Source organism: Ruegeria sp. SAZD013 (assembly GCF_059612525.1).
Window position 1 is genome coordinate 89,512 of record NZ_JBXWQT010000021.1, and the last position, 23,640, is coordinate 113,151.

The following is a 23,640-nucleotide window of genomic DNA, read 5'->3' on the forward strand; positions in this document are numbered from 1 at the left end:
CCCTGTGTGCATGCGCAGCTAGGTTTTTTTCCTTTTAGGCCTTAGCTTTGAGCCAACAAAGCAGACGAGGTTCCTATGCCCGAGATCACCGGCTATCACGCCCATGTCTATTTCGACGCCGACACGCAGGACACCGCGCGACAGGTCTGTGAAGAGGCGGCCCGCCTGTTCCCTGTTCAAATGGGCCGGATGCACGCCCGAAACGTCGGCCCCCATTCGCGCTGGAGCTGCCAGCTGGGCTTTGCTGCCAGCGCATTCGACCAAGTCATCCCATGGCTGATGCTGAACCGGCAGGGCCTGACGGTCTTCACGCACCCGGAAACCGGTGAACATCTGGAGGATCACCGCGACCGCGCGATCTGGATGGGTGAGATGCTGGCGTTGGACCTGTCGATCTTCGACAACCTTTAACCCAGCGCCCGTGCCTGATCCCGCAGAACGAATTTCTGCACCTTGCCGGTTGATGTCTTGGGCAGGGTGCCGAACACAACCGTTTTGGGTGCCTTGAAATGGGCCATCCGGTCGCGACAGAAGGCGATAAGCTCTGCCTCGGTTGCGGCTGCGCCGGGTTTCAACTCGACAAAGGCGCAGGGCGTTTCGCCCCATTTCTCATCGGGACGGGCCACCACTGCAGCCTCCATCACCGCCGGATGCTTGTAGAGGATACCTTCGACCTCGACAGATGAGATATTCTCGCCGCCCGAGATGATGATGTCCTTTGAACGGTCCTTGAGCGCGATATAGCCATCGGGGTGCATGACGCCCAGATCACCGGACGCGAACCAGCCACCGTGAAAGGCCTTGTCGGTAGCGTCGGGATTCTTGAGGTATCCTTTCATCACCACGTTGCCCTGCATGAATATCTCACCCATGGTTTCGCCATCAGCCGGAACCGGTTCCAGCGTTTCCGGGTCGGCCACCATCAGGCCAGACAACGCGGTATAGCGCACCCCTTGCCGAACCTTGAGGGCCGCGCGGTCTTCAGGCCCTTTGCTGTTCCATTCGTCTTTCCATGCGCAGACAACCGAAGGCCCATAGGTTTCGGTCAGGCCATAGACATGCGTGACCTCGACACCCATCGCCTCCATCGCTTCGATCACGGCCGCAGGCGGTGGGGCACCTGCCGTCATCACCTTGATCTGGTGGTCAAAGTCCTTCAACTCATCCGGAGCGTGGGCCAGCATATTCAGAACGATCGGCGCACCGCAGAAGTGGGTCACTTTCTCGTCCCGGAAAGCAGCATAGATCGGTTCGGCCCGCACCGCGCGCAAGCAAACGGAAACACCTGCATTGGCTGCCATGGCCCACGGGAAGCACCAGCCGTTGCAGTGGAACATCGGCAGAGTCCACAAATAGACCGAATGCTTGGGCATATCCCAGTCCAGCAAATCCGACTGCGCATTCAGGGTCGCGCCGCGGTGATGGTAGACCACGCCCTTGGGGTTGCCCGTGGTGCCCGAGGTATAATTCAGTGTGATCGCGTCCCATTCGTCCGCTGGCAGTGACCAGTCAAACGCGGGGTCACCTTCGGCCAGCAGGTCTTCATAGGTCAGGCGGCCCAGCTTTTCACCGCCGTCGAAGGTGGGGTCTTCGATATCGATGACCAGAATGTCATGATCGACCTGTTGCAGCGCATCTTTCACCACATCCGAAAACTCGGGGTCGACCAGCAGCGCCTTGGCTTCGGCATGGTTCAGGATGAATGCGACAATCGGCGCATCCAGCCGCGTGTTGATTGCGTTCAGAACAGCGCCCGTCATGGGCACGCCAAAATGCGCCTCGTACATTTCCGGGATGTTGGCCGCGATTATCGAAACGGTATCGCCCCGTCCAATCCCACGCGCTGTCAACGCACTCGCCAGACGCCGGCAACGGGCATAGGTTTCAGCCCAGGAATACCGGCGATCCCCATAAACCACGGATGGATAATCCGGGTAGACCTGCGCCGTCCGTTCAATGAACGTAAGGGGCGACAGGGGTGTGTAATTTGCCCGGCATTTGTCCAAATGACGCTCGTAGATATGTGTCGCTGCCATCCGCTGTCCTCCCGAAACGCAGTTTGGGCGAATTGAGCACAAAGTTCGCGTTCTGACAAACCCGTAGAAATACGGCGGCAAAACTGACTGGCGATACGGGATGATACGATCTGGCCCTATCTACATCCGGGCTTTCGCGGTGATCTGAAGCATCTTAAACACATGCCGGGATGAGGCATTTCCATATCCCGTGCACCGCTTCCTCACTGAAAGGACATGTCATGGACGGCACGTTCAACGAAAACGATCTTTCCCGCGTGGTCGAGGCCGACCGCGCCCATATCTGGCACCATCTGATCCAGCATAAACCCTTTGAAACCAATGACCCACGCATCATTGTCGAGGGCAAGGGCATGCGTGTCTGGGACCAGAAAGGCAAAGAGCATCTGGATGCGGTTTCCGGCGGCGTCTGGACCGTCAACGTCGGCTATGGCCGCGAATCGATCTGCAAGGCGGTTTACGACCAGCTGATGAAGCTGTGCTATTTCGCCAATTCGGCCGGTTCGATCCCGGGTGCGCTGTTTGCCGAGCAACTGATCGACAAGATGCCGGGCATGAGCCGCGTCTATTACACCAACTCAGGTTCCGAGGCGAACGAGAAGGCGTTCAAGATGGTGCGCCAGATCGCGCACAAGAAATACGGCGGCAAGAAAACCAAGATCCTGTACCGCGACCGGGACTATCACGGCTCGACGCTGGCGACCATGTCGGCAGGCGGTCAGGACGAGCGCACAGCGCAATACGGCCCCTTCGCCCCTGATTTCGTGCGCGTGCCGCATTGCATGGAATATCGCAAACACGAGCTAGACGGCGCACCCGAAGAGAATTTTGGCGAATGGGCCGCAGATCAGATTGAAGCCGTCATTCTGCGCGAAGGCCCCGATACAGTAGGTGCCCTGTGCCTTGAGCCTGTGACAGCAGGCGGCGGTGTGATCGAAGCGCCCGAGGGTTACTGGCAGCGCGTGCAGGAGATCTGCAAGAAATACGACGTGCTGCTGCATATCGACGAGGTTGTCTGTGGCGTGGGCCGCACCGGCACGTGGTTCGGGTACCAGCAATACGGTATCAAGCCCGATTTCGTGACCATGGCCAAGGGCGTTGCATCGGGCTATGCCGCGATTGCCTGCATGGTCACCACCGAGGAAGTCTTTGACTTGTTCAAAGACGATGCCGCGGACCCAATGAACTATTTCCGCGATATCTCGACCTTTGGTGGGTGCACCGCTGGTCCGGCAGCGGCCATCGAGAACATGCGCATCATTCAGGATGAAAACCTGTTGCAGAACTGCACGGACATGGGCGCGCGCATGACGAACAACCTTCTGGCGCTGATGGACAAGCACAAGGTCATCGGCGATGTGCGCGGCAAGGGCCTGTTCCTGGGGGCCGAACTGGTTGTGGATCGCGGCACCAAAGAGCCGGTGGACGAGAAACTGGCGCAGGCCGTTACTGCCGACTGTATGGCACAGGGCGTGATCATCGGCGTGACCAACCGCTCGATCCCCGGTCGCAACAACACACTGTGCTTCTCGCCTGCGCTGATTGCTACGGCCGATGACATCGACCAGATCACCGACGCGGTTGACGGCGCGCTGGGGCGTGTTTTTGGATGATCCAAGCCGACTAACCGCTGATCTTAGAATCTCCAATTCTCTGAACCGGCGCGCTCTGCGCCGGTTCATTCAAGCGCAGAAGTCCAGTCTCAGTTCACCCTCTTGATTTCGACTTCGTCAAATTCAAACCTGCCGGTTCCGAATGCTGCGAGGCCAATTCCCGCGCGACCGTCCGCGCCCGAGGACGTTCGTTTTGAAAACAGCGTTTGAATGACCTTTGTTCCGTTGACATAGAAGACAACATGCGCGCCTCGCACCTTAAAGGACAACTTGTTCGGAGACTCGAGCAAAATCGCGTCATGAGTGCCCGCATGCACGACGCGCAACTGACGTCCGTCTTTTTGCAGAACGTGGAAGCGCCCCTTGCCGTCCACGGCAAATACCACATATTTTCCCGCTTTCCCGCTGCCAACCAGAATGCCAACCCCGCTTTTTCCGGAAAACTCTCCGCCCACAACGGCAGATATCACCATGTCTTGCGTACTCTCCAACGAGTCCGATCCTGGAAAATTTACCCATGCCACATCGTTGAACTGAAGACTGCGGGTATCCTGCCTATTTTCCATCACAAGCTTGCCATCGGCCACATAAAACGCCCACGGCGACTTGACCGACTGAAAGTCAATCTGCCCGCCCAGCATGAGCGTCTGGTCTTCTCCGTCAAAGGTTTCAACCAACACGTCCGGAGTATCGGGCTCTGTGATAGCGTCCTGCGACCGCGCTTCATCAGAGTAACCGACTAACGTGGCAGTCAGAACAATAAGAGCTTGTATTAATTTTAGGCAAAAAGGCATTCTGGTAATTCCATTCAATCTAAAAGAGAAGTTGATTATATAATTACAGCAATTACGTGCATTATCCAGAATGGAATACCATACTTGGTTGATGCGGAAATCCACGGGTTTCTGCCAAAGAAAAAGACCGCCCCAAGGGGACGGCCTTTCTTTCACTGTCTCTTTTCAGAGGTTCAGGCAGCCAGAGCAGCCTGAGCTTTGGCGACGATCGCGCCGAACGCTTCCGGTTCGTGCACGGCCAGGTCGGCCAGAACTTTGCGGTCCACTTCGATACCGGCCAGGTTGAGACCGTTGATGAAGCGGGAATATGTCAGAGCCTCGTCATGGCTGCGCACAGCAGCGTTGATCCGCTGGATCCACAGCGCGCGGAAGTTGCGCTTGCGGTTCTTGCGGTCACGGGTCGCGTACTGGTTGGCCTTGTCGACGGCCTGAGTTGCGACTTTGAAGTTGCTCTTGCGACGACCATAATAGCCTTTTGCGGCCTTGATGATCTTCTTGTGACGGGCGTGAGTTACGGTTCCACCTTTAACGCGGGACATCTCTTACATCTCCTCTTAGCGGTCGTAGGGCATGTAGCCCTTGACGATCTTTGCGTCGGGGGCGGACAGGGTGGTGTTGCCACGGGCATCGCGGATGAATTTCTTGGTCCGCTTGATCATGCCGTGCCGTTTGCCGGCCTGGCCAGCAAGGACCTTACCGGTCGCAGTCACCTTGAAGCGCTTCTTGGCGCTTGATTTGGTCTTCATCTTAGGCATTTCCGTCTCCTTTTTCGGGTTCGGTTTCAGACGCGACTCGGCATGCCATCTCGGCCGGTCACGCGATCAGAAGCGCCGTTTACGCAAGTTCGGTCATACTGGCAAGGGGGTTTGGACCAGAATCTACGCTTTTTGCAGGCTGGTCAGGCACCGGGGCGACACAGGCCGCCCCGGTGATTGGATTTAGTGTTCGAATTTGCGGATTTCACCGCTTTTCAGCCTTGCGGAGTAGGACGCCAGTTCCTGCCGCACCACTTTCATCAGGAAGTAGAGGGCAAAGACGTTCACAACCGCCATCGCAAAGATCGCCGCATCCGAGAAGTCGATAACCGGACCGAGGTTGGCTGCAGCGCCGATCACCACGAAGACGCAGAAGATGATCTTGAAGATCAGCTCTTTTGTGTGACCTTCTCCGAACAGGTAGGTCCAGGCCTTCAGGCCATAGTAGGACCAGCTGATCATTGTCGAGAAGGCAAACAGGATCACCGCGATCGCAAGGATGTACGGGAACCAGCTGAACGCGCTGGCAAAGGCGGCAGAGGTCAGGCTGACGCCGGAATTGCCATCCACTGTTGCGATGGCGGAACCCGCCTCGTTCAGCATGTAGTTGCCGGTTTCAGGGTCGATGATCAGCTGTTGCGTGATGATGATCACCAGTGCCGTCATGGTACAGATCACGACGGTATCGATGAACGGTTCAAGCAGCGATACAAAACCCTCGGTTATCGGTTCCTTGGTCCGAACCGCCGAGTGCGCAATCGCCGCCGAGCCAACGCCCGCCTCGTTCGAGAATGCCGCGCGCTTGAAGCCCTGGATCAGCGCGCCGACCATGCCCCCTGCTACGCCCAGCCCCGTGAAGGCACCGGCAAAGATCTGACCAAAGGCCCAGCCGATCATGTCCGCATTCATCGCGATGATGACCAGTGCGGTGGCGACATACAGCACACCCATGAACGGCACGACCTTTTCAGTCACCCGAGCGATGGATTTCAGACCGCCAACAATGACCATGAACACGACCGCGGCAAAAACAATACCGGTAATCCAGCCCGGATAGTCGCCAACGATACCGGCGATCTGCTGATGCGCCTGGTTAGCCTGGAACATGTTCCCGCCGCCCAACGCGCCCAGAATACAGAAGATCGAGAACAGCACCGCCAGGATCTTACCACCGGGCAGGCCCAGCTCGTCGAAGCCCTTGGACATGTAATACATCGGGCCACCTGAAACGGTGCCGTCTTCGTATTCATTGCGGTATTTCACGCCCAGCGTACATTCGGTGAACTTCGATGCCATGCCCAGAAGACCCGCAAGGATCATCCAGAAGGTTGCGCCTGGCCCACCGATGCCAATGGCAACGGCCACGCCCGCGATGTTCCCCAGGCCCACAGTGCCGGACAGCGCCGTGGCCAATGCCTGAAAGTGGCTGACCTCGCCCGCGTCGTTGGGATCGGAATAGTCACCTTTGACAAGGCTGATCGCGTGACCAAAAAACCGCAACTGCACAAGCGCGAAATACAGCGTGAAAACCGATGCAGCGATGACCAGCCACATAACGATCCACGGAAAGCTGGTTCCGGGCAGCGGTGCAAATATGAAGCTGACAAACGGCCCGGTCAGGTTTGCAAAGGCCTGATTGATTTTTTCGTCCAGTCCCGGCGCCTCTTGCGCAAGGGCAGGGCTGGCGGCAATGGTGGCGGCCGTTACGGCGCCAAGTGTTTTTAGCGTTCTCATTTTAGCCCTCCCCTCAGTTCACGACCGTAACCGGAACGTCGGCATGCATCACCAGATATTGCGTCGAACTGCCGAACAGGCGTTTCTTGATCCCGTCCGCAGATGCCCGGCCCACGACGATTTGCGAGCCTCCGTTTTCGACAGTGATGGCGTTCAGCGTTTCCGCCACATCGCCATGGCGCACAATGCCCTGCGCCTCGAAACCCGCTGCCCTGAGGGCCTCTACGGCTGGTGTCACGACACGCGACAACGCCAGATCAACCTCTTCTTCGCGGCGCTTGTGGCGCTGGGCGTTTTCTTCAGGTGTCTGGAATGTGTAAGGTGACCATTCGATCACATAAGCGACCAGCAAATCGCACGTTCCGATCAGCTTTGCCAAATCCTTGGCAAAGGCAATCGCACGCTCGCCGGTTTCAGTCCCGTCGAGTCCTATGACAATCTTTGTTGTCATTTCGTTCCTCCGTTTTTGTTGTTAAGGCCGGGGCCCACGCCCCCGGCAGGGCGGCCGGAACTTGGAACTTTTCAACAAGACCGCCCTTTGGTAAGTATTAGGAAATTTCACTAGGAATTGGAGATTTTTTTGGGCCATTTTCAGTGTAATTTATCGAATTGCGCCAAAAATACAGGGAATTTTACTGATTAGCAGAGATTTAGACAATATCGATCAACGCATCCTGTACGAGCTGGAGGCCAATGGCCGGCTCTCGATAGTTGAGTTGGCGGCGCGCGTAAACCTTACCAATACGCCCTGTTCCGAGCGTGTAAAACGACTTGAGAAGAATGGTTATATCAAAGGGTACAGAGCCGTCGTCGACAAGGAAAGGATGGGGCTGGCGCTGCTGACCGTGGTGCAGGTATCCTTGGTCGCAACTGCGGAACAATCCCTTGTGAAATTCAATGAGGCTGTTCGGAATGTGTCGGAAATCGAAAGCTGCCTGATGGTGGCGGGATCGTTTGATTATCTCTTGACCGTTCGAACGCGCGATATTGCACATTTCCGGCTGGTTCTGGGCGAGAAGATCAACAAGCTACCGGGGATACATCAGACCAGCTCTTTTACAGTTATGGAGATTGTAAAAGAGCCGGTTGGCTGACATGACACTCGGGCCCGAGTGTCGGAGTGCGGTTATTCCGGATCCGTGCTGTAGATCAGCCGTTCATCACAAGGGGCCACCCGCAAAATGTTGGTGGTGCCAGGAACGTTGAAGGGGACACCGGCCGTAACCACGATCTGGTCGGTTTCGGTTGCAAACCCCCCTGCCCGCGCCGCGCGGGCCGCGTTGACCACGGCGCTTTTGAACCGCTGAAGTTCGGGTGTCATGACGCAGTTGCACCCCCAGCTCAGGCAAAGCCTGCGCGCGGTCCCCATCAACGATGTCATCGCGATGATCGGAACACCGGGACGTTCGCGGGCTGTCAATGAGGCGGTCGTTCCGCTTTGCGTAAAGCAGCAGATGGCTTTGATATCGGTCTTTTCAGCAATCTCGCGGGCAGCCGCGACGATGGCATCGGCCACAGTGCTTCCTTTTGCCGTCCGGGACGCAGCGATGATCTGGGAATAGGTCGGGTCGGCCTCGACCTCGATGGCGACCTCATTCATGGTCTGCACAGCCTCAACCGGATAAGCACCTGCCGCCGATTCCGCACTGAGCATAATGGCGTCCGTGCCCTCATAGATCGCGGTGGCCACATCCGACACTTCGGCACGGGTGGGCATCGGGCTTTCGATCATGCTTTCCAGCATCTGGGTGGCGACAATGACCGGCTTGGCGGCACTACGGCACTTGCGGACCAGCCTTTTTTGAATGGGCGGCACCGCGGATACCGGCAGTTCCACACCCAGATCGCCCCGTGCCACCATGATACCGTCCGAGGCATCAAGGATGTCGTCGAACGCCTCGACCGCGGCGGGTTTTTCGATCTTCGACAGGATCGCGGCGCGTCCATCAGCCAGCGCGCGGGCCTCGAACACATCTTTCGCACGCTGAACAAAGCTCAACGCCAGCCAATCGACACCCAGTTGGCACACAAACTCCAGATCATCACGGTCCTTCGCCGACAAGGCCGCCAGCGGCAGCACCACATCCGGGACGTTCACGCCCTTGCGGTTCGAGATCGTACCGCCGACTTCGACCGTGCAATTGGCAAAGTCTTGGCCGCAATCCTGAACGATCAGACGGATCTTGCCGTCATTGACCAGAAGGCGCGCGCCCGGTTCAAGGGCTGCAAAAATCTCGGGATGCGGCAGGCACACGCGGGTGATGTCACCGGGGGCTGAATCAAGGTCCAGACGGAACGCCGCGCCCTCTTCCAGCTCCTCCGTATCATTTGCAAAAACACCAACCCGCAGCTTGGGGCCCTGAAGATCGGCCAGAATGGCAATTGGGCTGTCCAGATCCTTTTCAACCCGCCGAATGATCCTGTGGCGTTCACGTATCTCATCATGGCTGCCGTGGCTCATGTTCAGACGGAACACATCCGCCCCGGCCTCGTGCAGGGCGCGAATGGTGTCATAGTCACTGGACGCCGGTCCCAGCGTCGCCACGATTTTTACATTTCTCAGGCGTCGCATTGGTCTTGACCTCCTCATGCCGGTTCAGATTGCGCAGATCAGCTTTTGCAAAATGTTACCGCAAACACTGCTGTGGCGCTTATTGCGCAATTCCCTTTTTAAAGCAACTGCCCTACACCTGCGACAAACTAGATGACAGGCTTATGACTTACACCCCGTTTTTTGTTCACGGCGCGGATCGCCCGTCCCGATGGCTGATCACATGCGACCACGCAACCAACATCGTTCCCCCCGAGGTCAATGACGGAGACCTTGGCCTGCCGCGCGAGGATATGGAGCGCCATATCGCCTATGATGTCGGCGCGTATGAGGTATCAAAGCATCTGGGCGAGATTCTGAACGCGCCGGTGATCGCCGCCAATTTCTCGCGCCTTGTAATCGACCCGAACCGAGGGGAAGATGACCCCACGCTGTTGATGAAACTGTATGACGGGTCGATCATTCCCGGCAACCGCCATGCCGATGCCGCCGAGCGCGAACGCCGCCTGAACATGTGTTATCGCCCCTACCACACAGCGTTGGCTGAGATGGCGGCACTGCCACATGCGGTAATTGTGTCGATGCATTCCTTCACGCGTCAGCTGCGTGGACGTGATCCGCGTCCGTGGCACATTGGTGTTCTGCACACGCCGGACGAGCGGTTCTCGCGTCCTTTGATCGAACGGCTGCAACAGGAAGATGACCTGTGCGTTGGTGTCAATGAACCCTATACCGGCGTTTTGCCGGGTGATGCGATTGACAAGCACTGCACCGCTTTTGGCCGTCCCAATGCATTGATCGAGCTACGCAATGATCTGATCGCCGATCATGCCGGGCAACGGCATTGGGCCGAGCAGTTGGCGATAATCCTGCAAGAAGCGTTGGACGCCAGCGACCTTTGACCGCAAGGTTTGCAGGGACGTTCCACCCCTCACGCCATTGTGAGCAATGCCTCTGATCCCCATATAATGCGGGAAAGGGGATCGTCATGACACATGAGTTTCTGACAACGTTTTTCGGTTGGATGGCCACGCTTAATATCGCGGTTTTGCTGTTCACCACCGTCATGATTCTGCTTTTGCAGGACTGGATCGCTGGCATTCACGGCAGGATGTTTCAGATGGATCGCGCCGACGTGAAACGTGCCTATTTCAGATACCTTGCCAACTACAAGATTCTGACACTGATCTTTTGCATCGTGCCCTGGCTGGCCTTGAAACTGATGTAGGTAGCGCTGACCACAAGCGCCGTTGTTGTAACGACACGGCAGGATTGTTAGGTCAAACGCAACACACACTGCCTTCCGGAGCCACATTATGGACAAGCAAACCGAAATCGAACTTCAGGCTGCCGCCTTTCGTCGGCTGCAAAAGCACCTGATGGAAGACCGCACCGATGTGCAGAACATCGACATGATGAATCTGGCCGGGTTCTGCCGAAACTGCCTGTCACGGTGGTATCAGGAAGCGGCCAATGAAAAGGGGATCGAGATGGGCAAGGACGAGGCCCGAGAACTTTTCTACGGCATGACCATGGATGAATGGAAAGCCAATTATCAAACCGAGGCCAGCGCTGAAAAACAGGCCGCCTTCAAGGTCGCGTTTGAAGAGAATGTAACGAAAAAGGGCTAGGCCCAATACGAAATAGGCCCGCCAGATTGGCGGGCCTATTTCTTTAGATCGCTGCCTTGCGGCTTTCGTCCAGATAAATCTCGCGCAAGCGTTTTGCAATCGGCCCCGGCGTACCGTCACCTAGCGCAACTCCGTCGATTTCAACCACCGGCATCACAAAGGCACTGGCCGAGGTGGTGAATGCTTCGTCCGCCTCTTTGGCTTCGTCGATGGTGAACAGACGCTCTTCGATTTCCATCTGCGCCTCAGCCGCCATGCGCAGCACGGCCTTTCGGGTGATGCCGTGCAGGATATCGTTGGACAGCGGGCGGGTGACAATCTTGCCGTTTTTGACGAAATAGGCGTTGTTGCTGGTGCCCTCGGTCACAAAGCCGTCCTCGACCAGCCATGCGTCGTCGCAACCTGCCTTCTTGGCCATCATCTTGCCCATCGACGGGTAGAGCAATTGCACCGTTTTGATGTCGCGGCGGCCCCAGCGGATGTCTTCGATCGAGATGATCTTGGCGCCTTTCCTTGCCGCCGGACTGTCAGCCAGCCCCGGCTTATTCTGCGTGAACAGAACGAGGCTGGGCTGGGTATCTGCCGACGGAAACACGAAATCCCGGTCGCCATCGCTGCCGCGCGAAACCTGCAGATAGACCAAACCTTCCTCGATACCGTTCAGCTCAATCAGCTTACGGTGGATTTCCAACAGTTCATCCTTGGTGCAGGGCTCGGCCATCTCCAGCTCGTTCAGCGAGCGCTTCAGACGGACTGAGTGACCTTCGAAGTCGATCAGCTTGCCGTCCAGCACACTGGTGACTTCGTAGACCGCGTCCGCAAACAGGAAGCCACGGTCAAAAATGGAAACCTTGGCCTCGGTCTCCGGCAGATATTCGCCATTTACGTAAACGGTGCGGGTCATATTCGTCTCCTCAACCCCAAAGTGCGGCCGCAGGCGGGTGCACTCCGGCGTCGTCAAAATCCAGCGGGGTGTCGCGGTCTTCGGCCAACAGAAGCGGGCCGTCAAGGTCCGTTACCATCGCACCCTGCGCCAGCAATGTCGCAGGTGCCATGGCAAGCGAGCTGCCGACCATGCATCCCACCATAATGTCATAACCTTCGGCAATCGCTGCCTTGCGCAACTCCAGCGCCTCGGTCAGGCCCCCGGTCTTGTCGAGCTTGATGTTGATGACATCATATTTACCCTTCAACTTGGGCAGGCTGGAACGGTCATGGCAGGATTCGTCAGCGCAGACTGGCACCGGGCGCTTCATCCCGATCAATGCATCGTCATCTCCTGCGGGCAAAGGCTGTTCCACCAATGCCACGCCCAGCCGCACCAGATGCGGGGCGAGGTCGGCGTAAACCTCGGCAGACCAGCCTTCGTTTGCATCCACAATGATCTTGGAATTCGGAGCACCAGCGCGCACCGCCTCAAGCCGGGGCATATCATCGGGCGTGCCCAGCTTGATCTTCAGAAGCGGGCGATGCGCGTTCCCGGCGGCCTGCGCCTGCATCGCCTCGGGCGTGTCCAGCGACAATGTATAGGCGGTGATCTCGGGGCCGGGCTTTGGCAGACCTGCCAGGTCCCAGGCGCGCTTGCCAACACGTTTGCACTCCAGATCCCACAAGGCACAATCCACGGCGTTCCGCGCGGCGCCTGCGGGCAGCAGATCCGTCAGCGACTGGCGGGTGACATCTGCGGGAAGACCGGCAATCTCAGCCTCAACAGACTCGAGCGTTTCGTCATAACGCGCGTAAGGAACGCATTCGCCCCAGCCGTGATGGCTTCCGTCCGAAACCCGAACCGTCAGCACCTTTGCTTCGGTCCGCGACCCGCGCGAGATGGTGAAGACCTGCGCCAGCCGGAACACATCGCGAGAAACCTCAATCTGCACGCACCCGCTCCTTCATCTTTTCCCAAATACTCACGCCGGAGGCGGAACAGTCCGCCACCGGCGCGTTGTTCAGATCATATTGCGGCCAGCGCGTCCACCAGCTTGCCCGAACCAAAACGGAACGGGTCGGTCGCAGGCAAGCCCATATCCTCTTCGATCTTGGCCAGATAGGCGGTCGCGTCTGCCTCGGACATGTGCTGGGTGTTGACCGAAACGCCAACAACTTGACAATCCGGGTTTGCCACCTTGGCCAGCGCCAGCGCGGTGTCGCGCAGGGCTTCCAATGTTGGCAGTTGATAGGTTGGCAAGCCGCGCATATGCGCACGGGTCGGTTCATGGCTCAGGATCAGGGCGTCCGGCTGGCCGCCATGGATCAGTGCCATGGTCACGCCGGAATAGGATACGTGGAACAATGACCCCTGCCCTTCGATCAGGTCCCAGTGATCATCGTCATTGTCCGGTGTCAGCCATTCGACCGAACCCGCCATGAAGTCAGCAATGACTGCATCCAGCGGCACACCGTCACCGGTGATCAGGATGCCGGTTTGGCCGGTCGCGCGGAAGGTCGATTTCATCCCGCGCTCACGCATCTCGGCGTCCATCGCCAGCGCGGTGTACATCTTGCCAACCGAACAGTCTGTTCCGACGGCCAGACACCGCTTGCCCTTGCGCTTGATCCCGTTTGCAATCGGATAATTGATTTCAGGCACCCGCACGTCGTGCAGTTTCCGTCCTGTTGCTTCGGCAACCGCTACCAGGTCCGGCTCATCCCGCAGCAGGTTATGCAACCCCGAGGCCAGGTCGAACCCTTCCTCAAGCGCCATGACCAGAACCTTTTTCCAGTCCTGGCTGATCACACCGCCGCGGTTTGCCACACCGATCACCAGTGTCTTGGCACCGGCTTCCTTCGCTTCGGTCAGGGTCATGTCAGCCAAGCCCAGATCGGCCTTGCAGCCGTCCATTCGATACTGGCCCACGGCGTTTTCCGGACGCCAGTCCTTGATCCCAACAGCCACTTTGGCCGCCAATTGGTCGGGCGCATCGCCCAGGAACAGCAGGTACGGTGTCTCGATCATTGCGGTCACTCCTTTGATTCCGGGGCAGGCTAGAGAAGCGGTAAAACGAGCGCTTCGCGTTTTGGCCCGTCAACCACGGCCTATGCGCGAGTTTCTTGCGCAGTGTTCTCGATGTGCGCAAAAATCTTCGAAGTTTTTAAAGTGATTAAACTTTAATCACCCCACTCGGGCAGTTTTGAAGCTGCTTTCTGCAACCGCATTGCCGCATGTGCACAATCGCCCTTGCGCCGCACCGCGCAATTTAATACCTCATTGAGCAGGAAAATCGTAATTTCATTACTCAGACGAGGTCCAGATGAGCTTTCGCATCCAACCTGCCGCACCGGCGCGTCCCAATCGCTGTCAGCTGTTTGGCCCGGGGTCGAACACCAAACTGTTCCCGAAGATGGCAGCATCCGCTGCGGATGTGATCAACCTCGATCTTGAAGACTCGGTTGCGCCTTCGGACAAGGATACGGCCCGCGCCAATGTCATCGAAGCACTGAACACCGTGGACTGGTGCAACAAATACATGTCCGTTCGCATCAACGGACTGGATACCCCGTACTGGTATCGCGACGTTGTCGATGTACTGGAACAGGCGGGCGACCGTCTGGATCAGATCATGATCCCCAAAGTCGGCTGCGCGGCAGATGTCTATGCGGTGGACGCACTGGTCACCGCCATCGAACGCACCAAAGGTCGCCCCAAACCAATCAGCTTTGAGGTTATCATCGAATCTTCCGCCGGCATCGCCCATGTCGAAGAAATCGCAGCCTCCTCGCCCCGTTTGCAGGCTATGAGCCTTGGCGCGGCTGATTTTGCCGCTTCGATGGGGATGCAAACCACCGGCATCGGCGGCACGCAGGAAAACTATTACATGCTGCACGAGGGTGCGAAACACTGGTCCGATCCATGGCACTGGGCACAGGCCGCCATCGTTGCCGCATGCCGCACCCATGGCGTGCTGCCAGTCGACGGGCCCTTCGGTGACTTCAGCGATGACGAGGGGTACATTGCGCAGGCCAAACGTTCGGCCACGCTGGGCATGGTGGGCAAATGGGCCATCCATCCCAAGCAGATCGCGCTGGCCAATCAGGTGTTCACCCCCTCGGAAGAAGCCGTGTCAGAGGCCCGCGAAATCCTCGCCGCGATGGAGCAAGCCAAAGCCAATGGCGAAGGTGCGACGGTTTACAAAGGACGTCTGGTCGACATCGCTTCGATCAAGCAGGCCGAGGTGATCGTGGCACAGGCCGAGTTGATTGCGGCCAACGGCTGATGCACAATAAAAAAGGCGCCCGACCCGGCGCCTTTTTCCAACTTTGTTCTGGTATCACCGCCCAAAAACAGCATTCGGCGTCCAGGTGAACCTTTCGCCCTTTTTACCCGACTTCATCATCAGGCAGGATGTTCCAAGCTTTTGGAAATAGATGATCTTGAGCGGGTACCACCCTGCCTTGGGCACTTCGACTTCGGTCCGCTGGTTGGCCTCACAACCCTGAATACCCGTGACATAGCCTATATTTTGGCCTCCGACGAATGCTTCTATCCCGTCATTCGACCAGGTTTCCAACTCGTAAACCCCAGGCGAGTCGAACCGCATATATCCCGTAATCTCGGCAGCAACATTGTAAGCGCCGTCGAATGTCATGACATTGTCACCCTGACTGGTGTCCCTGTAATCCAGTCCCTGCAGCGGTTGCCCAGGCTGCGCTTTGGACAGCATGCTTTTTGCCTGACTCAGATCGCGGATCTTCTTGTGTTGATTGCCTGTGCCAATGTACTTCACATTCAGCCCCGCCTTCGGAGAAGGCTGCGGGTTGGCAGGTTGCAGTTTCAGCGGGGCAGACAAGGCGGCCCCGGCAACCACTGACAAGGCAACTGCGGCCGCCACTGTTCGAACGCGTTTCATCGTAATCTCCCTGTTTGCGTGCCGTTCTGGCTGGGCGTATCCCAAGGCAACGTCATTTCCATGACTTTAGGCTGTGAGTTTTCGACCTGCAAGAGAGTGTGCCTTCACAATTCAAGGCGTCACGCCCGCAAATTCTTGGGTGAATCCATAACCACATAGGATGTGATCGATGTGACATGCGGCAAGGTCCCCAACACCTCGGTATGGAAGGTCTTGTAAGACGGCAGGTCTGCACATTCGACCCGCAGCAGGTATTCGATTGTTCCCGTGATGTTGTGGCATTCGACAACTTCCGGCGCTAGTTGGAGCGCGCGTTCAAACCCCTCCTGCGCGGCCTTTGTATGCTCGCCCAGCCCTACACCGATGTAAGCGACAAAGCCGATACCCATCGCCGCCGGGTCCAGAACCGCGCGATAGCCTGTGATCACCCCGGCCCTTTCAAGCTCTTGCACGCGGCGCAGGCAGGCCGAAGGGGAAAGGCCCACACGCTCAGCCAGATCCAGATTGCTGATCCGTCCGTCACGGGTCAGCTCCTGCAATATCTGGCGGTTTATTCTGTCATTTTTCATCATTGATTGCACAACTACAGGAAACACGCACAAAAAAGCAATTTCATTTGCCGCAGAGCGGACAATACTTCGCGCCATGACTTATGACATCCTGATGGCCCTGATCGCCTTTGCCTTCGTAACCTCGATCACACCGGGGCCGAACAACCTGATGCTGATGGCTTCGGGGGCAAATTTCGGCTTTCGACGTTCGATTCCGCATATGCTGGGCATTGGGCTTGGCTTTACCTTCATGGTGCTGCTCGTCGGATCTGGTCTGGTGCAGGTCTTTGATCGGTATCCCGTCAGCTATTCGGTGCTGAAAATCCTGTCGGTGATTTATCTGCTCTATCTGGCCTGGAAGATTGCACATGCCGCGCCGGCAAGCAGCGCCGAGGTGACCGGAGTGCCGATGACATTCCTGCAAGCCGCTGCGTTTCAATGGGTAAACCCAAAAGCCTGGGCCATGGCCCTGACCGCCACCACGGCCTATACACCGGATCGGACGATGTATGCGATTGCCGTCGTGGCGCTTGTCTTCGGAGCCGTCAACTTACCGTCGGTCAGCACATGGACCGTTCTGGGACAGCAGATGGCGCGGATGCTGACAAACCCGCGCCGATTGGTTGTCTTCAACTGGACAATGGCTGTGCTGCTTGTGGTTTCGCTCTACCCAGTGCTTTGGCCGGAGTGAGTTTCCCCATTAGTCGATTTCAGCGATTGTTCTGCTGGGCATGTCGGGAATGTGCTGGCAAGCAAACGAATCTCTTAATCTGATCAACGGCTTTTGACATGAACGATGCCGCTTCAGTGTCATCTAGTTGCATCTGAGGCCAGCCAGCGGCATATAGCTAGGAAATTTCACGCAGATGAGGCGTCATGACCCAGTATCTGGATTTCGAAAAACCGCTGGCCGAGATTGAAGGCAAAGCTGAAGAGCTGCGCGCGCTGGCCCGTGCCAACGAAGAAATGGATGTGGCCGAAGAAGCCGCCGCACTGGATGCCAAAGCCTCCAAGCTGCTGGATGAACTCTATCGCGACCTGACACCCTGGCGGAAGTGCCAGGTGGCGCGTCACCCGGAACGCCCGCATTGCAAGGATTACGTGGACGCTTTGTTCACCGAGTTCACCCCGCTGGCCGGTGACCGGAACTTTGCCGACGATCTCGCCGTTATCGGTGGTCTTGCGCGCTTTAACGATCAGCCGGTGATGGTGATCGGCCACGAAAAGGGCAGCGATACCAAGTCGCGGATCGAACGCAATTTCGGGATGGCCCGACCTGAAGGGTATCGCAAGGCAGTTCGTCTGATGGAGATGGCCGGGCGTTTTGGACTACCTGTCATTACCTTGATCGACACTGCTGGCGCCTATCCGGGCAAAGGAGCAGAGGAACGCGGCCAATCCGAGGCGATTGCCCGGTCGACCGAAATGTGTCTGAAAATCGGCGTGCCGCTGGTTTCGGTCATCATCGGCGAAGGCGGCTCGGGCGGCGCTGTGGCGTTTGCGACCGCAAACCGCGTGGCGATGCTGGAGCATTCGGTCTATTCGGTGATCTCGCCGGAAGGCTGCGCATCAATCCTGTGGAAAGATGCCGAAAAGATGCGTGAAGCGGCCGAGGCGCTGCGTTTGACCGCTCAGGATTTGCACAAGCTGGGCGTATGTGACCGGATCATCCCGGAACCCAAGGGTGGCGCACATCGCGATCGACCGGCAACGGTTGAGTCGGTGCGCGCGGCCATCACCGCCATGTTGACTGAACTGGACGGCAAGGATGGGGCGGCCCTGATAAAAGACCGCCGTCAGAAATTCCTTGATATCGGGTCGAAGGGGCTGGCGGCGTAACCGTCAGCCACCCAAACTGCGCAGCAAAGCAACCGAAGGCTCACCTGTCACGGGCAGACCGTTGGCGCTTTGATAAGCGCTGATGGCTGTGGTGGTGTTGTTTCCGATCACGCCATCTGCGCCTTGCGTGTCATACCCCGCAGATGTCAGGCGGCGCTGCAATTCCTTGCGGTCGTCCAGCGTAAGCCCACTTGCATCCGGCCCGAACGAGGCCTGAAACGGCGCCCCGCCCGCGATCCTGTCCGCCAGATGACCGACGCCGATCGCGTAGCTGTCCGAGTTGTTATAGCGTTTGATTACCTGGAAATTGCGGAACACGGCGATGCGGGGGCCCGGTATTTGCGGCTGCAACACGGCCACCGGAGTACCGGAAACACGCCCCGCCTCGCCCCCCCAGGGCTGCCCCCGCACCCAACCTGCACGCGACAGGTAAGCAGCGGTGGAAGCCAGCGAATCCGTCGGATCATCCGACCAGATGTCGCGCCGCCCGTCGCCGGTGAAATCCACGGCATAGGCTAGATACGAGGTCGGAATGAACTGCGTGTGCCCCATCGCACCGGCCCAACTGCCGGTCATGTTGGCAGGCGTGGTATCGCCGTTCTGAAGGATCTTCATCGCCGCGATCAACTGACTTTCAAAGAACTGCCCACGCCGGCCATCATAAGCAAGCGTCGACAGCGCCGATACAACGGGCACATCACCGCGGCGCGCGCCGTAACGGCTCTCCAGCCCCCAGACGGCCACGACGATTTCCTTATCCACGCCATATTGCGCCTCGATCCGCGACAGGGTGCCGTTATGTTTCCGCAGCATCTGCTGGCCGGTGCTGATCCGTTCGTCCGAGGCCGCGATGGCTAGGTAGTCTTCGAGGCTGCGCTTGAATTCGACCTGATTTCGGTCGCGTTCGATTACGTCGGGCAAATACCCGGCCCCCTGAAAGGCGCGGTCAACGGTTGTCCGGGAGATCCCCTGCGACGCTGCCCTGCCCTTGAAACCGGCAACCCAGGCATCCCACCCGGCATTAGGAACAGCCCGCATCCGGGTTGCAGGCGTGCCGGACGGAGCGGCACCGCCTGTACAGGCGGCCAAAAGCGTTGATCCGAGGCAAATGGAAAAAGTCCGGCGAGTGATCATGGTTTGGGTCTGCTCTTGTTTGTGATTTGCCGCAAGAGTAACCCAGCCGGGTTGCACAGGCCAGAACAGTGACACCTTGGACGGGCGCTTTGACGATGTCGGCAGGAAGCCGCTCAGCTGACCAGCAAACGCAGCCCCTGCGTCACATCCGAGCGCACTGCCAGCCGCAATCCCGGCTCGTCCCCGGCCTTGAGCGCCGCAATGATCAGCTTGTGATAATGTGGCGGCTCTGCGCGCCTGAGACGTCCGTAAAGCGCCCGCATCGTTGGGCCAAGTTGCAGCCAGACGGTTTCAGCAATGGCCAGCATCGCAGGGGCCTGAGCGCGCAGATACAGGGTTCTGTGAAATTCCAGATTCGAGCGGATATAGCCAACCGCATCCCGTTTGGTCACCATCTCGGCAACTGTCATGTTGATGCTCTGCAACCTATCGATCAGGGCCATGTGTGCCCTGGGCAAGGCCCGGCTTGCCAGTTCGACCTCAAGCAAGGCGCGCAAGGCAGCCAGTTCCTCAATCCGGTCATTCGTCAGCTCCGGGGTCGAAACCCGGCCCGATGTGGACAGGAACAATGCCCCTTCTGCGGCCAGGCGGCGGACCGCCTCTCGCGCCGGAGTCATTGAAACACCAAATTCCTTGCCGATGCCCCGCAGCGTCAGGGCCTGCCCCGGTGCCATCTCACCATGCATTATCCGGGATCGCAGCGCCCGGTACACCCGGTCATGTGTTGCGGTCTGGGTTTCGGAAGGGCGCGCGGTCAACATATGCTCATGTGATCACAAAAAGGCGCCACGTCAACTCGGCTCTGTGTCAAATCTGTAGCGATGCAAATCGGCCCCGTTGTCGCGCAACCAACGGCGGGGCGGCTGATACGGGCCAAAGATCTTTTCAACCTGCGCCCAGAAGGCAGGCGAGTGGTTCATCTCGGCAAGATGTGCCACCTCATGCGCCGCGACATAGTGCAACACGTCAGGAGGTGCCAGAATAAGGCGCCACGAAAACATCAACCCGCCATGCGAGCTGCACGACCCCCAACGCGACCGCGTGTCACGCAGGCTGAGTGTCGTGTACGAACGCCCCAGCATAGCTGCATAATCATCACAGGCGCCGGTCAACCGGTCTCGCGCCAGTTCCTTCAGGAACCGGCCCAACCTGCGGGCCTCGGCCCCTGTCGGCACGGCAACCTCATCTGCATTCAGCATAACCCGTCGCCCGGTGGCAGGGACGATTCGGCGTGCTTTCCCCTCGATCGGGATCACTTGCCCAAACTGCACTGAGGCCATATCGGGCCGACCCTGAAGATGCTGCCGGATCCACCCTTCTTTGGTGCGCGCAAAGCTCAAGGCCTCGGATTCCGGCACGCCATTCGGGTAAGTCAACGTGACGCGCCCATCCAGCTGGGAGATTCGCAGGCTGATACGCCGCGCCCGAGCCGATTTGCGCAATCTCAGTGGCACCGGCGGTGTCCCTGGCAATGCGTGCTCTCCCATATCGCGACCTCTCTTGCGCAAAGACTTTGACAGTGCCCTCTGCCTGTGGCAGGTGAGCTGAATCATTTAGACGACTCACCTGATATCAAGGGGATTTGACATGCCCAAGGAAGAATGGGGCGTAAAGCGTGTTTGCCCGACAACTGGTAAGCGGTTTTACGACCTGAACAAAGACCCCATCATCAGCCCCTACACTGGCGAGATTGTGGAGCTTGAAACAGTCAAAAGCCGCATGATCGCGGCGGATGCGGAAGACGCGGCTTCGGTCAAAGCACGTGAAAACACGGCGGATGACGATCTGGTTCTGGACGATGATGACAGCGTCGACGTGGATTTGGATGACGATCTGCTGGACGACGATGATGACGACAGTGATGACGTTTCACTGGACGACATCACCGACATGACGTCAGACGACGACAACTGATCAAGTAAAAGGCGATCCCCTGGGATCGCCTTTTACTTGAGAGGGACAGCCCGGACGGAAATTCGCGTCCAATTCCAATTTTGGACTTGCACTCGCAGCCGCTGTCTCCTAAACGTCCGTCCACCATACCGATGGTACAATGATGGGGCCTTAGCTCAGTTGGGAGAGCGCTTGCATGGCATGCAAGAGGTCAGGGGTTCGACTCCCCTAGGCTCCACCAAAACCTAACAGAACAACTAGATAGCAAGCATTAGAGCGGTGTGACACACAGATGTGACACAAAATGAAGCTGCATGCGTACCTCTCACTGTCTAGACACGGCATATATTACTTCCGTTGGCCCCTGCCCGACACAAGACCAAAACCCCACACTGGACCAAGCACCACACATCGGACAGTGCATTGGGCTATCGCCCACCAGCCCCGGAAACCATCATTCCAATGGATCAGAGGCCGACGATGCACTAACAATCAAACTGGACTAGTCAAATGAGGCTGTTCACTATCAACAGCGGCCTCGTGATCAACAAACATAAACTGGCTAGACTGGTTGTTTGCGAGTGCGTCCTTGCAAAGTAGCTTACTCAAACGCCCCACAACGAGCTTCGCCGATAGCGTCATGGTGAGGTCCATAGCATCCCTCTGCACCATGGCCGTGCCAGTCACCGTGGTGATGCCTGTCCGTGCATGCGGCCATAGCTATAAGTATAGCCAAAAACGCCACCGTTCTCCGGGTTGCTTTTATGCTGTTGCTCTGACCCATTTGCGAAGCACCTTACCAACAATTTGGCAACCTACGCTTTGACACAAGTCAACACTCAACTGCGACGTCGTCCACATCACTGCAGTTAGGGGTTTAGTACGAAGGACCTTCTCATGTTGCTAGCTACGAGGAGGCGGGCCCAAAAAACTCGAAATTAAGTTGGTCACAATCCATAATTATAAACGTGATGGCGTTGTCATGCTTGGTCTGCTGCAGTAGCGTCCTGAACCATGGTCATCCGACGATACTCAATTGTGCTACTAGTCAGCGTTCTGGTCACCCTGACCGGTTTTGGCACCGTTGTTCATGCGCTATCAGATGGCTGCATCGGCCTTCACTGTGAAAGCCACATGCAATCAACAGAACACGCTTCCGTGGCTAAAAATAGCATCGATAAGTCGTCCCCAAACAGCCACCATGACCCGGACAGTTCAGGAACCGGCGAGTGTAATCCCTCTATCTGCCAAGCCATTGTTTTGCTCGCCCAGAACGGAGAAGCCGCGCAGGATCAACGTGAAATTGATCCAGAGTTTCAGATTGGAACTCAAGCCAAGCCGATTGAACCGGATAACCCATACAAGCCCCCTGACCTTTGAAGCAGCGTAAATCCTTGCGAACATCTGCGACCTGCGCGTGCCGCTGTTCGCAATGAACCGCAGCACTATAAGCTTCCAAAATGTCAGGACCAATCCATGAAAAAAAGTTACTTACTAGTCGGTGTATGCACCGTCGCTGCCGTCGCCGCTTTCATAACCCTTCGGCCCGGTTCAATCGAAGAGACTACGCCGCAGGAGGCACTTGAAGGCGATGCTATGGTCGCAATTCAGATGCCGTCAACTGAGGGCAATGCTGTAATCGGTCAGCGTGTCTTTGATGTCTCCTGCGCTACTTGCCACGGCGTCAACGCGGTCGGAGTAGAAGGCGCAGGACCGCCTCTGATCCACAAGATATACGAGCCCAGCCACCACGCTGACGAAGCCTTTCAGAGGGCGGTTTCACAAGGTGTAAGAAGCCATCATTGGCAGTTTGGTGACATGCCGCCGGTCGAAGGATTGACGCGAGGCGACGTTGCCATGGTGATCGCGTACATTCGTGAAATCCAGCGTGCTAATGGAATAAATTGAGGACAGAACCATGAAGAAGATCATAACGCTCGCAATCATGGCTGCTATTCCCAGCGGGGTACTGGCGCATTCCAAGGCCGAAGAAACGACACCTGCCAACGGGGCTACTGTAACCTCTGTGCCCGCCGAAATTGGCCTCAGCTTCACCAAGGACATCCGGTTGACACGGATTGAGATGGCCCATGAAGAGCAAGCGGCGATACGCTTGGATTTGGGGGACCAAACAAGTTTCCGTCAGGTGTTCACGATCCCATTGCCGGGCAATGGAACCGGCACCTATGTCATCGAGTGGCGTGGTTTAGGTAAAGACGGCCATGCGATGCAGGGCGAATTTTCCTTTTCCGTGGAATGAGC

General features: G+C 57.5%; 28 protein-coding genes and 1 tRNA gene. 14 read left to right on the forward strand and 15 right to left on the reverse strand.

Annotation, left to right across the window (positions count from 1 at the left end; all coding sequences use genetic code 11):
- The first annotated feature begins 75 nt into the window (after window positions 1–75).
- Window positions 76–411 (forward strand): DOPA 4,5-dioxygenase family protein, encoded by a 336-nt coding sequence (locus AC2FLU_RS12100; RefSeq protein ID WP_480519392.1) that lies wholly within the window; start codon window positions 76–78, stop codon window positions 409–411.
- Here the strand turns inward: AC2FLU_RS12100 and AC2FLU_RS12105 are convergent.
- A complete protein-coding gene (locus tag AC2FLU_RS12105; RefSeq protein ID WP_496808196.1) occupies window positions 408–2,036 on the reverse strand; it encodes an acyl-CoA synthetase in 1,629 nt (542 codons plus the stop codon). The genes AC2FLU_RS12100 and AC2FLU_RS12105 overlap by 4 nt on opposite strands.
- A 221-nt stretch (window positions 2,037–2,257) precedes the next feature.
- On the opposite strand from AC2FLU_RS12105, the gene AC2FLU_RS12110 reads away from it, so the two are divergent.
- Window positions 2,258–3,649: an aminotransferase family protein gene (locus AC2FLU_RS12110; protein ID WP_209506068.1), complete on the forward strand. Its 1,392-nt coding sequence runs from the start codon at window positions 2,258–2,260 to the stop codon at window positions 3,647–3,649.
- 89 nt (window positions 3,650–3,738) lie between these two features.
- Here AC2FLU_RS12110 and AC2FLU_RS12115 read toward each other — a convergent pair whose 3' ends face one another.
- The 5 genes from AC2FLU_RS12115 to AC2FLU_RS12135 all read right to left on the reverse strand — a co-directional run bounded on the left by AC2FLU_RS12115 (window position 3,739) and on the right by AC2FLU_RS12135 (window position 7,383).
- Window positions 3,739–4,548: a hypothetical protein gene (locus AC2FLU_RS12115; protein ID WP_480623529.1), complete on the reverse strand. Its 810-nt coding sequence runs from the start codon at window positions 4,546–4,548 to the stop codon at window positions 3,739–3,741.
- A 68-nt stretch (window positions 4,549–4,616) separates the two neighbouring features.
- Window positions 4,617–4,982 (reverse strand): 50S ribosomal protein L20, encoded by a 366-nt coding sequence (gene rplT / locus AC2FLU_RS12120; RefSeq protein WP_039523695.1) that lies wholly within the window; start codon window positions 4,980–4,982, stop codon window positions 4,617–4,619.
- Between the two features lie 15 nt (window positions 4,983–4,997).
- Window positions 4,998–5,198, reverse strand: coding sequence for a 50S ribosomal protein L35 (rpmI, locus tag AC2FLU_RS12125; protein ID WP_010443552.1), 201 nt, complete (start codon window positions 5,196–5,198; stop codon window positions 4,998–5,000).
- Window positions 5,199–5,381: 183 nt separating this feature from the next.
- Window positions 5,382–6,932, reverse strand: coding sequence for an alanine/glycine:cation symporter family protein (locus AC2FLU_RS12130; RefSeq protein WP_480519384.1), 1,551 nt, complete (start codon window positions 6,930–6,932; stop codon window positions 5,382–5,384).
- 13 nt (window positions 6,933–6,945) lie between these two features.
- Window positions 6,946–7,383: a universal stress protein gene (locus AC2FLU_RS12135; protein WP_480473950.1), complete on the reverse strand. Its 438-nt coding sequence runs from the start codon at window positions 7,381–7,383 to the stop codon at window positions 6,946–6,948.
- A gap of 208 nt (window positions 7,384–7,591) precedes the next feature.
- Here AC2FLU_RS12135 and AC2FLU_RS12140 point away from each other — a divergent pair, with 208 nt between their 5' ends.
- On the forward strand, window positions 7,592–8,026 hold the full coding sequence (locus tag AC2FLU_RS12140) for an Lrp/AsnC ligand binding domain-containing protein (protein WP_480476823.1): 435 nt from the start codon (window positions 7,592–7,594) through the stop codon (window positions 8,024–8,026).
- A 32-nt stretch (window positions 8,027–8,058) separates the two neighbouring features.
- Here the strand turns inward: AC2FLU_RS12140 and pyk are convergent, their stop codons facing one another.
- Window positions 8,059–9,504 (reverse strand): pyruvate kinase, encoded by a 1,446-nt coding sequence (gene pyk / locus AC2FLU_RS12145; protein WP_480623530.1) that lies wholly within the window; start codon window positions 9,502–9,504, stop codon window positions 8,059–8,061.
- 143 nt (window positions 9,505–9,647) lie between these two features.
- Between pyk and AC2FLU_RS12150 the strand changes: the two genes are divergently transcribed.
- The 3 genes from AC2FLU_RS12150 to AC2FLU_RS12160 all read left to right on the forward strand — a co-directional run bounded on the left by AC2FLU_RS12150 (window position 9,648) and on the right by AC2FLU_RS12160 (window position 11,114).
- Window positions 9,648–10,385: an N-formylglutamate amidohydrolase gene (locus tag AC2FLU_RS12150; protein WP_480554762.1), complete on the forward strand. Its 738-nt coding sequence runs from the start codon at window positions 9,648–9,650 to the stop codon at window positions 10,383–10,385.
- Between the two features lie 86 nt (window positions 10,386–10,471).
- Window positions 10,472–10,711 carry a DUF6868 family protein gene (locus AC2FLU_RS12155; protein WP_480554763.1) on the forward strand — a complete coding sequence of 80 codons (240 nt, stop codon included), beginning with the start codon at window positions 10,472–10,474 and terminating at the stop codon, window positions 10,709–10,711.
- An 88-nt stretch (window positions 10,712–10,799) separates the two neighbouring features.
- On the forward strand, window positions 10,800–11,114 hold the full coding sequence (locus tag AC2FLU_RS12160) for a DUF1244 domain-containing protein (RefSeq protein ID WP_267365127.1): 315 nt from the start codon (window positions 10,800–10,802) through the stop codon (window positions 11,112–11,114).
- Window positions 11,115–11,157: 43 nt separating this feature from the next.
- Here the strand turns inward: AC2FLU_RS12160 and AC2FLU_RS12165 are convergent, their stop codons facing one another.
- The 3 genes from AC2FLU_RS12165 to dgcN form a co-directional block, all read right to left on the reverse strand.
- Window positions 11,158–12,018, reverse strand: coding sequence for a D-amino-acid transaminase (locus AC2FLU_RS12165; protein ID WP_480559591.1), 861 nt, complete (start codon window positions 12,016–12,018; stop codon window positions 11,158–11,160).
- Between the two features lie 10 nt (window positions 12,019–12,028).
- A complete protein-coding gene (dgcA, locus tag AC2FLU_RS12170) occupies window positions 12,029–12,994 on the reverse strand; it encodes an N-acetyl-D-Glu racemase DgcA (RefSeq protein ID WP_480623533.1) in 966 nt (321 codons plus the stop codon).
- A 74-nt stretch (window positions 12,995–13,068) separates the two neighbouring features.
- Complete coding sequence (dgcN, locus tag AC2FLU_RS12175; protein WP_480473957.1) at window positions 13,069–14,070, reverse strand: N-acetyltransferase DgcN; 1,002 nt, start codon at window positions 14,068–14,070, stop codon at window positions 13,069–13,071.
- A gap of 295 nt (window positions 14,071–14,365) precedes the next feature.
- On the opposite strand from dgcN, the gene AC2FLU_RS12180 reads away from it, so the two are divergent.
- Window positions 14,366–15,328 (forward strand): L-malyl-CoA/beta-methylmalyl-CoA lyase, encoded by a 963-nt coding sequence (locus AC2FLU_RS12180; protein ID WP_496808195.1) that lies wholly within the window; start codon window positions 14,366–14,368, stop codon window positions 15,326–15,328.
- Window positions 15,329–15,382: 54 nt separating this feature from the next.
- Here AC2FLU_RS12180 and AC2FLU_RS12185 read toward each other — a convergent pair whose 3' ends face one another.
- The gene (locus tag AC2FLU_RS12185) at window positions 15,383–15,961 is read right to left on the reverse strand and encodes a PA14 domain-containing protein (protein ID WP_480473959.1); all 579 of its coding nucleotides are present in this window, start codon (window positions 15,959–15,961) and stop codon (window positions 15,383–15,385) included.
- Window positions 15,962–16,080: 119 nt separating this feature from the next.
- Window positions 16,081–16,533 carry an Lrp/AsnC family transcriptional regulator gene (locus AC2FLU_RS12190; protein ID WP_480473960.1) on the reverse strand — a complete coding sequence of 151 codons (453 nt, stop codon included), beginning with the start codon at window positions 16,531–16,533 and terminating at the stop codon, window positions 16,081–16,083.
- A 73-nt stretch (window positions 16,534–16,606) separates the two neighbouring features.
- Between AC2FLU_RS12190 and AC2FLU_RS12195 the strand changes: the two genes are divergently transcribed.
- Complete coding sequence (locus tag AC2FLU_RS12195; RefSeq protein WP_496811992.1) at window positions 16,607–17,203, forward strand: LysE family translocator; 597 nt, start codon at window positions 16,607–16,609, stop codon at window positions 17,201–17,203.
- Between the two features lie 185 nt (window positions 17,204–17,388).
- Window positions 17,389–18,351, forward strand: a complete 963-nt coding sequence (locus AC2FLU_RS12200; RefSeq protein WP_480473962.1) for an acetyl-CoA carboxylase carboxyltransferase subunit alpha — start codon at window positions 17,389–17,391, stop codon at window positions 18,349–18,351.
- Between the two features lie 3 nt (window positions 18,352–18,354).
- Here AC2FLU_RS12200 and AC2FLU_RS12205 read toward each other — a convergent pair whose 3' ends face one another.
- From AC2FLU_RS12205 to AC2FLU_RS12215, 3 genes are all read right to left on the reverse strand, one after another.
- A complete protein-coding gene (locus tag AC2FLU_RS12205) occupies window positions 18,355–19,485 on the reverse strand; it encodes a lytic murein transglycosylase (RefSeq protein ID WP_480554774.1) in 1,131 nt (376 codons plus the stop codon).
- A 113-nt stretch (window positions 19,486–19,598) separates the two neighbouring features.
- Complete coding sequence (locus AC2FLU_RS12210) at window positions 19,599–20,246, reverse strand: GntR family transcriptional regulator (protein ID WP_480473964.1); 648 nt, start codon at window positions 20,244–20,246, stop codon at window positions 19,599–19,601.
- A 30-nt stretch (window positions 20,247–20,276) separates the two neighbouring features.
- Window positions 20,277–20,972, reverse strand: a complete 696-nt coding sequence (locus AC2FLU_RS12215; protein WP_496808192.1) for a M48 family metallopeptidase — start codon at window positions 20,970–20,972, stop codon at window positions 20,277–20,279.
- 100 nt (window positions 20,973–21,072) lie between these two features.
- On the opposite strand from AC2FLU_RS12215, the gene AC2FLU_RS12220 reads away from it, so the two are divergent.
- From AC2FLU_RS12220 to AC2FLU_RS12240, 5 genes are all read left to right on the forward strand, one after another.
- Window positions 21,073–21,399, forward strand: a complete 327-nt coding sequence (locus AC2FLU_RS12220; protein WP_480473966.1) for a TIGR02300 family protein — start codon at window positions 21,073–21,075, stop codon at window positions 21,397–21,399.
- A gap of 144 nt (window positions 21,400–21,543) precedes the next feature.
- Window positions 21,544–21,619, forward strand: a tRNA-Ala gene (locus AC2FLU_RS12225).
- 797 nt (window positions 21,620–22,416) lie between these two features.
- Window positions 22,417–22,758 carry a hypothetical protein gene (locus AC2FLU_RS12230; protein ID WP_480473967.1) on the forward strand — a complete coding sequence of 114 codons (342 nt, stop codon included), beginning with the start codon at window positions 22,417–22,419 and terminating at the stop codon, window positions 22,756–22,758.
- A gap of 96 nt (window positions 22,759–22,854) precedes the next feature.
- Window positions 22,855–23,286 (forward strand): c-type cytochrome, encoded by a 432-nt coding sequence (locus AC2FLU_RS12235; RefSeq protein WP_496808190.1) that lies wholly within the window; start codon window positions 22,855–22,857, stop codon window positions 23,284–23,286.
- A gap of 10 nt (window positions 23,287–23,296) precedes the next feature.
- Window positions 23,297–23,638, forward strand: coding sequence for a copper resistance CopC family protein (locus AC2FLU_RS12240; RefSeq protein ID WP_480494746.1), 342 nt, complete (start codon window positions 23,297–23,299; stop codon window positions 23,636–23,638).
- Window positions 23,639–23,640 lie beyond the last annotated feature (2 nt).